9 protein-coding genes are annotated in these 10,286 nt (G+C 62.9%); 6 read left to right on the top strand and 3 right to left on the bottom strand.

Features of this window, described 5'->3' with window-relative positions; translation table 11 throughout:
- The first annotated feature begins 219 nt into the window (after positions 1-219).
- On the top strand, positions 220-1,473 hold the full coding sequence (locus A3728_RS08195; RefSeq protein ID WP_067921989.1) for an aminotransferase class V-fold PLP-dependent enzyme: 1,254 nt from the start codon (positions 220-222) through the stop codon (positions 1,471-1,473).
- 46 nt (positions 1,474-1,519) lie between these two features.
- Positions 1,520-2,815 (top strand): acetylornithine deacetylase/succinyl-diaminopimelate desuccinylase family protein, encoded by a 1,296-nt coding sequence (locus tag A3728_RS08190; RefSeq protein WP_067921987.1) that lies wholly within the window; start codon positions 1,520-1,522, stop codon positions 2,813-2,815.
- Here A3728_RS08190 and A3728_RS08185 read toward each other — a convergent pair.
- A complete protein-coding gene (locus A3728_RS08185) occupies positions 2,812-4,077 on the bottom strand; it encodes an Hsp70 family protein (RefSeq protein WP_067921985.1) in 1,266 nt (421 codons plus the stop codon). The genes A3728_RS08190 and A3728_RS08185 overlap by 4 nt on opposite strands.
- Positions 4,078-4,214: 137 nt before the next feature.
- Here A3728_RS08185 and A3728_RS08180 point away from each other — a divergent pair, with 137 nt between their 5' ends.
- Positions 4,215-5,696 carry an ABC transporter substrate-binding protein gene (locus tag A3728_RS08180; protein ID WP_067921982.1) on the top strand — a complete coding sequence of 494 codons (1,482 nt, stop codon included), beginning with the start codon at positions 4,215-4,217 and terminating at the stop codon, positions 5,694-5,696.
- 45 nt (positions 5,697-5,741) lie between these two features.
- Here the strand turns inward: A3728_RS08180 and A3728_RS08175 are convergent, their stop codons facing one another.
- Both A3728_RS08175 and A3728_RS08170 read right to left on the bottom strand, forming a co-directional pair.
- Positions 5,742-6,860, bottom strand: a complete 1,119-nt coding sequence (locus A3728_RS08175) for an acetoin utilization protein AcuC (protein WP_082851079.1) — start codon at positions 6,858-6,860, stop codon at positions 5,742-5,744.
- 92 nt (positions 6,861-6,952) lie between these two features.
- Positions 6,953-7,417 carry a hypothetical protein gene (locus A3728_RS08170; protein ID WP_067921975.1) on the bottom strand — a complete coding sequence of 155 codons (465 nt, stop codon included), beginning with the start codon at positions 7,415-7,417 and terminating at the stop codon, positions 6,953-6,955.
- A 189-nt stretch (positions 7,418-7,606) separates the two neighbouring features.
- Here A3728_RS08170 and A3728_RS08165 point away from each other — a divergent pair, with 189 nt between their 5' ends.
- The 3 genes from A3728_RS08165 to A3728_RS08155 form a co-directional block, all read left to right on the top strand.
- On the top strand, positions 7,607-8,554 hold the full coding sequence (locus tag A3728_RS08165; RefSeq protein WP_067921972.1) for an ABC transporter permease: 948 nt from the start codon (positions 7,607-7,609) through the stop codon (positions 8,552-8,554).
- Positions 8,551-9,366, top strand: a complete 816-nt coding sequence (locus A3728_RS08160) for an ABC transporter permease (RefSeq protein ID WP_067921969.1) — start codon at positions 8,551-8,553, stop codon at positions 9,364-9,366. The genes A3728_RS08165 and A3728_RS08160 overlap by 4 nt, the downstream gene beginning before the upstream one ends.
- A partial coding sequence (locus A3728_RS08155; RefSeq protein ID WP_150120692.1) for an ATP-binding cassette domain-containing protein occupies positions 9,363-10,286 on the top strand: 924 nt, incomplete at its 3' end. The genes A3728_RS08160 and A3728_RS08155, both read left to right, overlap by 4 nt.

Genomic DNA, 10,286 nt, shown 5'->3' with positions numbered 1-10,286 from the left:
CTTCTTGACCGAACGCTCGGTTTCCTGTTCTTCGGCAATCTTCTCAACCGAAGGTTGCTTTTGTATCAATGGGGCCATTCGGCGCATTCCTTATGAGTCGCGCACCATCTAGCGTAGGGCGCGGGTTTTTACAGATAATTCTGCGCGGTGCGACGCAAGGACACTTGCATTCCCTGCGGTTGAACCAATGATGCGCCCGAAACCTGTTGAAAGCCTGTCATGTCATCTCCCGCCCCCCTGCCGCTTGCCTCCGTCCGTGACCGCTTTGCCCATGTGGAGGAATGCCCCCTGACGGGGCCGCGCATTTTCTTCGAGAACGCGGGCGGGGCGCTGACGCTCAAATCGGTTGTGGAAACCTCCGCCCGCTTTGCCGCCATTCCCGACAATCAGGGCCGGGATAACCTCGCGTCGCGCAAGCTGGGTGAAATCATCGCGCGTGCGCGGGCCGATATGGCCACGTTCTTCGGCACCGATGGGGGGCGCTTTTTCGTCGGGGAATCCGGCACGGAGCTGACCTTTCGCCTTTTGCGCACCGCCATCATGGGCAGCGCGGAAGGCGGGCGCGTGCTCGGGTCTTCGGTCGAACACCCCGCCTCCCGCAGTGCCGCGCGGCACTGGGCTGGCATGGCGGGCAAACCCTATGTCGAGGTGCCACATGACGATGCCACCGGTCAGGTTACCGCCGCCCAATATGCCCCGCTGGTCACGGCGGACGTTCGGGTTGCGACCATCCTGCACACATCCCCCGTCACCGGAATCGCCAATGATGTAGCCGCCATCGCCAAAACGATCCGAGAAACCGCGCCGGAGGCTTTCATATTCGTGGATGGCATCCAGCACGCCAGCCATGGCCGGGTGGATATCGCGGCCTATGACATCGATGGCTATGTCGTTTCCCCCTACAAGATGTTTTCGCGCCATGGCTATGGCGTGGCATGGGTATCGGACAGGCTGACAGCGCTGCCCATCGAAACGCTCGCAGGCGGCCCCACCGGAAATTGGGAAATGGGAACCCGCGACACCGGCTCCTATGCCACCTTTTCCGACGTGGTCTCCTATCTCGACTGGCTGGGCGGCGAGGTTTCCGACGCCGAAACCCCCCGGGACCGGATCGAGGCGGCGGGGGCTGCCATTCATGCCCATGAAAAGATGCTCACGGATACGATGCTTCACGGGGCGGGCAACCTGCCGGGCCTTGCCGATCTGCCGGGGGTGACGATCCTTGGCGGCGTGGACAACCCCGCCCGTGAAGGGCTGGTGTGTTTCGCGCTGGAGCATGTCCCGGCGGATCGGATCGTCGAGGAATTGAATGCGCGCGGTATCCGGACGCATATCCGCCGGGCGGACCATTATTCTGGCAACATTCTCACCCCGCTGGGGTTGGATGCCGCCGTGCGCGTATCGCTCTGCCATTACAACAGCGCCGAAGAAGTCCGCGCGCTGCTGGCGGCGATGAAGGATATCGCCGGCTGATGCGACCGCCCTTGCTATCGTTGAAGGACCGCATGATCATGCGGATATGACCAGCAGACTTTCCAACTCCATCGCCGACCGACGGGACGATCTGATCGCCCTGACGCAGGATCTTATCCGCATTCCGACATTGAACCCGCCGGGGCAGGATTACCGCCGAATCTGCGAATACCTCGACCTGCGGCTGCGCGTGCATGGCTTCGACACGCATCTGATCCGCGCCGAAGGCACGCCCGGCGACAGCGCCAAATATCCCCGCTGGAACATCGTCGCACGGCGCGAAGGGAAGTACGCGGGCGATTGCGTGCATTTCAACAGCCATACCGATGTCGTCGAAGTCGGCGCCGGATGGACGTTCGACCCCTTCGGCGGCCAGCAAAAGGACGGGCGGATCTATGGGCGCGGCGCCTGCGACATGAAAGGCGGTCTTGCCGCGTCGATCATCGCGGCGGAAGCCTTCATCGAGGTTTGGCCCGACTATTGCGGCGCCATCGAAATTTCCGGCACGGCGGACGAGGAATCAGGCGGCTATGGCGGTGTGGCCTACCTAGCCGAACAGGGCTGGTTTTCACCGGACCGCGTGCAGCATGTGATCATCCCCGAACCGCTGAACAAGGATCGTATCTGCCTTGGCCATCGCGGCGGCTGGTGGGCAGAGATCGAAACCAAGGGTGAGATCGCCCATGGCTCCATGCCCTTCCTTGGCGATTGCGCGGTGCGGCACATGGGCGCCGTATTGGCCGAATTCGAAGACAAGCTCTTCCCCGCCATGGCAGCCCGAACGACGGAGATGCCAGTGGTGCCCGACGGCGCGCGCAATTCCACCATGAACATCAACTCCATCCACGGCGGCCAAAAGGAACAGGCCGAGGATTTCGACGGATTGCCCGCCCATTGCGTCCCGGATTCCTGCCGTATCGTGATCGACAGGCGGTTCCTCGTCGAAGAACCGCTCGATCAGGTGCGCGACGAGGTGACGGCCCTGCTCGAAGGGTTGCGCAAGTCGCGAAACGACTTCGACTACGAGATTACGGAGCTGAACGCCGTCCTGCCTTCCATGACCGATCAGGAAGCTCCGGTGGTGCGTACCGTGGCAAAGGCCATCGAACAGGTGATGGGAAAGGCGCCCACCTACGTCGCCTCCCCCGGCACCTACGATCAGAAACACATCGACCGTATCGGCAAGCTCAAGAACTGCATCGCCTACGGGCCGGGGATCCTCGAACTGGCACATAAGCCAGATGAATATATCGGGATCGACGACATGATCGACAGCGCCAGCGTGATGGGGGCGGCACTGGAAACCCTGCTGCTGCCGGGGGGCGGATCCGCGGGGAGCTAAGCGAAGGCCCGGGAGGAGGCCAACGCCAGCCCATCCGCAATCGCCGTTAAGGCGGCACCGTGATGAACCTCAGCCGCGGGAAAGGCCCTGCGCATGGCGTCCTGCACCACGGACAAAAGGCTGGAGCCGCCGACAAAGATCACGCGGTTCACGTCCTCTGCCGCATATTCCGCATCCGTGACGGTCCGAAGACCGGCTTCGGCGATCTGCGCGGCCATATCGGCCAGCGATGCGGCAAGCAGGGCGGCGGGCAGTTCCGCTTCCAGCCCCTTTTCGACGATACCCAGTTTGATCCGGGGCGGCGCGGTCGCCGCGGGATCGTTGGCGGCGATCTTTCCGGCCTCGACGGCAAAGGCAATGTCATGGCCCAATTCATCCTCCAGAACCTGAACGAGCCGGGCGAACACATCGGGGTCGACCGCATAGCGCGCCAGATCCGCCGCCGCCTTGCGGGTTTCCCGGGTGTAAAGGAACGGAATTTTCTGCCAGGTCGCCAGATCGGCGAAGATGGAAACGGGCGCCTCATGCGTCTTGTCACCGAAGGCGTGCTTGATCTGGTGGCCCAACCCCAGATGCGGCATCACCTGACCGAAGCTGAGCTCCTTGTCGAAATCCGTACCGCCCAGCCGAATACCATGGCTTTGCAGAATCTGGATCGCATCCTCCCCCTCCTGCCGGAACAGCGTGAAATCGGAGGTGCCGCCGCCGATATCCACGATCAATCCGAGGTCTCCGGGTTCGAGCACCGCGCGGTTCGCCAGCGCCGCCGCTTCGGGTTCGGGCATGAAGCGAACGTCCTCGAAACCTGCCGCGGCATAACAGTCGCGCAGATCCACGAGGGCTTGTGCATTGCGGTCCGCATCCGCGCTGTGAAAGCGTACGGGACGGCCCGACAGGGCATGGGTAAAGCTTTGCCCGGTTTCCTTTTCGGCCCGCCGCTTCACTTCGGCAAGGAACCTCCCGACGATACCGATGAAATCCGTGCGTTTGCCCAGCAGCACCCGGCTTTCACGCATGAGCGGCGTGCCCAGCAGGCTCTTGAGCGCACGCATGTAGCGCCCTTCGTCGCCGCCGATCAGCGCCGATTGCGCCGCCCGGCCATAGACCACCTGCTGCGCGTCGAAATCGAAGAACACCGCCGTCGGCAACGTGGTCTCGCCCCCCTCCATCGGGATAAGCCGAGGGCTACCGTCGATGCGCATACCGGCGGCGGAGTTCGATGTGCCGAAGTCTATTCCAAGGGTCGCGGGACCATTGCCCATGGCTGTCTCCACTCGCGCTGCAAAGGGCCGCTGCCTAAACGATCCCGATCGCCTGGACAAGGCGCGGGAAGACGCTCACGCTGGTATTGCGCAGGCGAAATAGGTAGGATCCGCGCACGAAAAACAGGGAGTTTTCAATGATACGCCTTCGTTCCATCCTCCAGGGTGCCGCGGCCGCCGCCGTTCTGGCGAGCGCCGGCTTCGCGCAGCAGTCCGACATTACCGTCGCGCTGCAGCTCGAACCGCCCCATCTGGACCCGACCAGCGCCGCTGCCGGCGCAATCGATTCCGTTCTCTATTCCAACGTCTTCGAAGGGCTCACGCGCTTTGCCAGCGATGGCTCCATCGTTCCCGGGCTCGCCGAATCATGGGAAATTTCGGATGACGGGCTGACCTATACCTTCAAGCTGCGCGAAGGGGTCAAATTCCACGACGGCACCACGATGGATGCCGAAGACGTCAAGTTCTCGCTCGACCGGATCAATGCCGAAGACAGCGCCAACGCACAAAAGGCGCTCTATTCCGCGATCTCCGAGGTCAACGTGATCGATCCCACGATGGTGGAGATCAAGCTGAGCGAGCCCAACGGCAACATGCTGTTCAATCTCGCCTGGGGTGATGCCGTCATCGTCGCACCCGAAAGCATCGAAGGCATCAAGCAGACGCCCGTGGGTACCGGCGCCTTCAAGTTCGACAGTTGGACCCAGGGCGACCGGATCGAGCTTTCCCGCAACCCCGACTATTGGGGCGAACCGGCAAAGCTGGATAACGTGACGTTCAAGTTCATCTCCGACCCGACGGCTGCCTTTGCCGCCGTCATGGCCGAAGATGTCGATGTCTTCTCGGGTTTCCCCGCGCCGGAAAACCTGCCCCAGTTCGAAGCGGATGCCCGCTTTCAGGTACTGGTCGGTTCGACCGAGGGTGAAACGATCCTCGCGATCAACAACAAGGTGGCGCCCTTCGACGATCCCAAAGTCCGGCAAGCCGTGGCCCATGCGATCGACCGGCAGGCCATCATCGACGGTGCGATGTTCGGATACGGCACGCCCATCGGCACCCATTTCGCGCCCCATAACCCGGCCTATGTCGATCTGACCGGCCAGTCCGCGCATGAGCCCGAAAAGGCCCGCGCCCTGCTGGCCGAAGCGGGCTATCCCGACGGTTTCGAGACGACATTGCACCTGCCGCCCCCGTCCTACGCCCGCCGCGGCGGAGAGATCATCGCGGCCCAGCTTGCGGAAGTCGGCATCGACGCCAAGATCACGAACGTCGAATGGGCACAGTGGCTGGAATCGGTCTTCAAGGGCAAGGATTTCGGCCTGACCATCGTCAGCCATACCGAACCCATGGACATCGGCATTTACGCCAACCCCGATTACTATTTTCAGTATGACAACGCCGAATTGCAGGATCTCATGACCCGGTTGAACAGCACCACGGACCCCGATCAGCGTACCGAGATGCTGAAGCAGGCGCAGCAGATCATCGCGGACGATTACGTGAATGGCTATCTCTTCCAGCTTGCGGCGTTGTCGGTCGCGAAGTCCGGGCTTCAGGGCCTCTGGGCGAATGCGCCGACACAGGCGACAGACCTCACAGGGGTCAGCTGGGCCGAGTAATCGGCACCCGCATCTCTGGCGATCCCCTCCGGGGGGTCGTCAACCCTAAGCAGGCATGCGCCGCCTCGCCAGACGGGCCAATCCGTCCGTAACCTCCTCCTGCACATCCCCCTCGCGCGGGTCATCGCGCAGCGTGGTGAACCAGTGATCGGGCGGGTTGCGCCCGCGCCGGTTGCCTTCGAACGAAAGGCCCCGCAGGACGGTTTCGGCAGCAGGTGACAGGCGGTCGGGGAACTCCGCGCCGTTCAGAATACCCCAAACCCCGGTCCAGAGCCTGCCGACGGACCATGGATTGTACCCCCCGCCCCCCAGCACCAACAGCCGCGGCGCACAGTCCCGCAGTGCCCGCAGAACATCCCACGGGGCGTTGTTGCTCAGCCCGAGGTGGGAAAGCGGATCCTCCTCGACCGTATCCGCCCCGCAGAGCAGAACGATGGCATCGGGGCGAAAGGCGTACACACGCGGCAGGATCAACTCGTCACGGATGCGCGCCATGCCAGTGTCGTTCAGATTGCGCGGGACCGGCAGGTTAAACACATTGCCCGCCCCCTCGAACTCCAGCGCCCCCGTGCGCGGCCAGAGCCGCGCCTCATGTACCGAGATCATCAGGATGTCAGGATCGGCAGCAAAGGCCAGTTCCACGCCATCCGGGTGATGGGCATCAATGTCCACATAGGCGATGCGGCGGACCCCGTGGCGACGCAGGCTGAGGATCGCCAGAACCGGATCGTTCAGATAGCAAAACCCGTTGGCCCGGTCGGGAAGCCCGTGATGCGTACCGCCCGCCGGGTTATAGACTGTGCCGCCTCGGGCGAGCAGTTCGCCCGCCAGTATGGACCCCCCGGCGGCCGTAGCGGGCCTGCGGAAAATCTCAGTGAATACCGGGTTCGTCACACTGCCCAGATCGTGGCGGGTGCGGTCTTCGATCGTGGCGCTCTGGGTCCGCTCCACCCGTTGAAGCGCGTCGATATAGGCAGGGGTATGCCATGCCGTCAGGGCCGTCGGCTTGGCGCGGGGGGAGTTGATGAACTGATCGCGCGGCAACCAGCCCAGCGCCCGCGACAAATCCATGACCGTCGATACACGCGGAACCCGTAGCGGATGCCAGCGGCCATAGCTGGAATGGCGATAGATTTCGTGGCCAATGAATTTGGGGCGCTCCATACCGCCGGACTTAGCTGAAAACCGTGCCCCGTCCACGAACGAAAAAGAGCACCCGAAGGTGCTCTTTTCCTAACGTCGCCTTGCAGGAAGGCTTAGTTGACGCCGTTCATGTTCGCTGCGGCCTCGGAAACCATCTGGTCGAGGTTCTGGTCACAGGCGAGCATCAGTTCTTCGATGTTCTCTGCGGTCGGGCCGTCTTCGGACATCATGTCGTCACCCATGTTGCTGTTGGTGGGTTCGACAGCTTTGGGCGTATCCGCCTGAACGGAACCTTCGGTCGACACGACACCGTCAGTCGCTTCCTCTTCGGAAGTTTTCATCTGGTCATCACCGTTGACGTCTTCATCGGCGCGTGCACCTTCTTCAAGGCTTCCACCGTCGTTGCCCATTTCGATTTCGGCAATCGCCATGGCGGCAACTTCGACCTGCTCTTCAGCTGTCAGGGCCTTGTATTCAGCGCACGTCATCGAGGCGCTCATGTGAGCGGCCGCAAATGCAGGTGCAGAAACGGTGCCCAGCAGGCCAGCGATCGCAAGTGTTTTCAATGTCGTCTTCATTTTTCTCTCCTTCGAAAAATTCTTTCATCGCAGGGACAACCGTACCGTGAGCGATTCGGTTCCCGACATGGGTGCTCCGCTCCTGTCACGAAGCGGTGAATGCCGCGCGCGCGGCAAACTTTTCTGCAGCGCCGGTTCTGCCTCATAACCCTCTGGACGCTCCTTTGCGGCACTCGTAGGCTCCCCGCGATGCTGCGATATGTCCTCAAACGTCTTGTATCCCTCGTCGTCAGCCTCGCTGTCGCTTCGGTGGTGATCTTCGCAATCATCGAAATCGCCCCCGGTGATCCGGCCAGCTTCATGCTGGGAATGAACGCGCAGCCCGAAACGCTTGAGGCTCTGCGGGAGGAGCTTGGCCTGAACCAGGGTAAGCTGGCGCGCTATCTCACCTGGGTGAGCGGGTTGCTGCAGGGGGATTTCGGCATTTCCTATACCTATCGCACCCCGGTGGGGGAGATGATCGCAGCACGGCTCTGGGTGTCATTGCCGCTGGCTCTCTATGCGCTGACGCTGTCCACCCTGATCGCCTTTCCCGCCGGTATTTTCGCCGCTTCCCGCAGGGGGGAGGCCGGGGATTTAGGCGTGATGGGGGCCACGCAGCTCGGCGTTGCCATCCCGAATTTCTGGTTCGCGATGATGCTGGTCCTGATCTTTGCGATCAACCTGCGGTGGTTTTCAGCAGGGGGCTTCGGCGGGTGGGACGCGGGGTTTTTCGCGGGCATGCGCGCACTGACGTTGCCCGCCATCGCGCTGGCGCTGCCGCAGGCGGCAATCCTTGCCCGGGTCATGCGGTCGTCGTTACTCGACGTATTGGGCGAAGATTTCATCCGCACGGCGCGCGCCAAGGGGCTGTCCGCGCGTCAGGCGCTCTGGCGGCACGGGTTGCGCAATGCCCTGATCCCCGTGCTCACAATCATCGGACTGCAATTCTCGTTCCTCTTGGCCGGGGCCATCATCATCGAACAGGTTTTCTACCTTCCGGGCCTCGGGCGGCTGATCTTTCAGTCAATCTCTGCCCGTGACCTCATCGTTGTGGAATCCGTCGTGATGCTGCTGGTCTTTTCCGTCATCGTCGTGAATTTCGTCGTTGACCTCACCTATGCCGCCGTCGATCCCCGGCTGAGAACCCGGACATGAACCGGAGCCTGATACTTGGGGCGTCCCTGTCGCTGTTCTTCGTGGGGATGGCTTTCGTCAGCTTCTTCTGGACGCCATTCGACCACGCGGCGCTGGACATCGCCGGAAAGCTCCAGACACCGAACGGGAACCACCTGCTTGGTACGGATCATTTCGGGCGCGACATGCTGAGCATGATCATGGTGGGCGCGCGTACTTCCATCGCGGTCGCATTGGTGGCCGTGGGCATCGGCATGGGGGTGGGCATACCGCTCGGCCTATGGGCGGCGGCGCGGCGCGGCAGCCTGCTGGATGAGACGATCATGCGCGCCAACGATCTGATATTCGCCTTCCCCGCGCTGGTCATCGCCATCCTGATCACCGCCGTCTTCGGCGCCGGGGCGCGCAATGCGATCATCGCCATCGGGATCTTCAACATCCCGGTCTTCGCGCGGATCACCCGGGGTGCCGCGCTGTCGATCTGGCAGCGGGAATTCATCCTCGCCGCGCGGGTTGCGGGCAAATCGGCGGCACGCATATCGGCCGAGCATATCCTGCCCAATGTCGCGAACCTTCTGATCGTTCAGGGCACCATACAGTTTTCGCTCGGCATCCTTGCCGAAGCGGGCCTGTCCTACGTGGGGCTCGGTGCGCAGCCGCCAACGCCTTCATGGGGGCGGATGCTGGCGGATGCGCAAACGCTCGTGGCCATCGCGCCGCATATGGCGCTCATCCCCGGCTTTGCCATCATCCTCACCGTGCTGGGGTTGAACCTGATGGGGGACGGGCTGCGCGATCATCTTGACCCCCGGTTGCGGGTGGCCCGGTCATGAGCCTTCTGGAACTCGGTGCGCTCTCCATGTCGATCCACGGGATCGAGGTTCTGCGGGACGTCACGCTTTTCGTCGAAGAGGGGGAGATCGTGGCCATCACCGGGGAAAGCGGGTCGGGCAAGAGCATGACGGCCCTTTCGACGCTCCAGCTTCTGCCGCGCGGCGCGCGCTGCACCGGCAGCGTGATGCTGGACGGGCAGGACCTTGCGACGCTTTCCGAAGAGGCGCTTTGCGATGTTCGAGGCAATACCGTCGGCATGGTGTTTCAGGAACCGATGACCGCGCTCAACCCCGTGCAGACCATTGGCCGTCAGGTGGCCGAAACCATCCGCGTGCACCGGCCCGAGGTCTCGCGCAGCGATGCCGCCGCCATGGCAGCCGAGGCGCTGGACCGGGTCGGGATGCCCGCCCATCGTTTTCCCCCGCACCGCTATCCACATGAACTCAGCGGCGGTCAGCGGCAGCGTGTCGTCATCGCCATGGCCATCGCGCTGCGACCCAAGCTCCTTGTGGCCGATGAACCGACCACGGCGCTGGACGTGACGACGCAGGCCCAGATACTCGACCTGCTGCGCAGCCTCGCGCGCGAAGACGGAATGGGGCTGCTGATGATCACCCATGACCTCGCCGTGGTGGCGGACATGGCGGATCGCATCATCGTCATGCGCAAGGGGCAAATCGTCGAACAGGGTGCAACCGGCACCCTGCTGCGGGACATGCGCCACCCCTATACCAAGATGCTTTTTGCCACGTCGAACCACCAAGTCGATCTGCCGCCCGCCCCCCCGCCGCGCCCCCTGCTTGAGGTTTCGCATGTTTCGCGCGATTACCGCCTGCCGCGAAGCTCCCTTTTCGGGGCGCCGGGCCGGTTCCGCGCCGTGGACGACATCAGCTTTACCATAGACCGGGGCGAAAGGTTG

The sequence above is a fragment of the Sulfitobacter sp. HI0040 genome (genome assembly GCF_001634885.1).
GTDB lineage: Bacteria > Pseudomonadota > Alphaproteobacteria > Rhodobacterales > Rhodobacteraceae > Sulfitobacter.
Note: the sequence above shows the minus strand (reverse complement) of the source record. Positions and strands in the feature narration are given on the sequence as shown.

What these genes read in the sequence shown, in the direction of transcription:
- A3728_RS08195 (WP_067921989.1), top strand. Translation starts at nt 220, where the DNA reads ATGTCATCTCCCGCCCCCCTGCCGCTTGCCTCCGTCCGTGACCGCTTT.
- A3728_RS08190 (WP_067921987.1), top strand. Translation starts at nt 1,520, where the DNA reads ATGACCAGCAGACTTTCCAACTCCATCGCCGACCGACGGGACGATCTG.
- A3728_RS08185 (WP_067921985.1), bottom strand. Translation starts at nt 4,077, where the DNA reads ATGGGCAATGGTCCCGCGACCCTTGGAATAGACTTCGGCACATCGAAC.
- A3728_RS08180 (WP_067921982.1), top strand. Translation starts at nt 4,215, where the DNA reads ATGATACGCCTTCGTTCCATCCTCCAGGGTGCCGCGGCCGCCGCCGTT.
- A3728_RS08175 (WP_082851079.1), bottom strand. Translation starts at nt 6,860, where the DNA reads ATGGAGCGCCCCAAATTCATTGGCCACGAAATCTATCGCCATTCCAGC.
- A3728_RS08170 (WP_067921975.1), bottom strand. Translation starts at nt 7,417, where the DNA reads ATGAAGACGACATTGAAAACACTTGCGATCGCTGGCCTGCTGGGCACC.
- A3728_RS08165 (WP_067921972.1), top strand. Translation starts at nt 7,607, where the DNA reads ATGCTGCGATATGTCCTCAAACGTCTTGTATCCCTCGTCGTCAGCCTC.
- A3728_RS08160 (WP_067921969.1), top strand. Translation starts at nt 8,551, where the DNA reads ATGAACCGGAGCCTGATACTTGGGGCGTCCCTGTCGCTGTTCTTCGTG.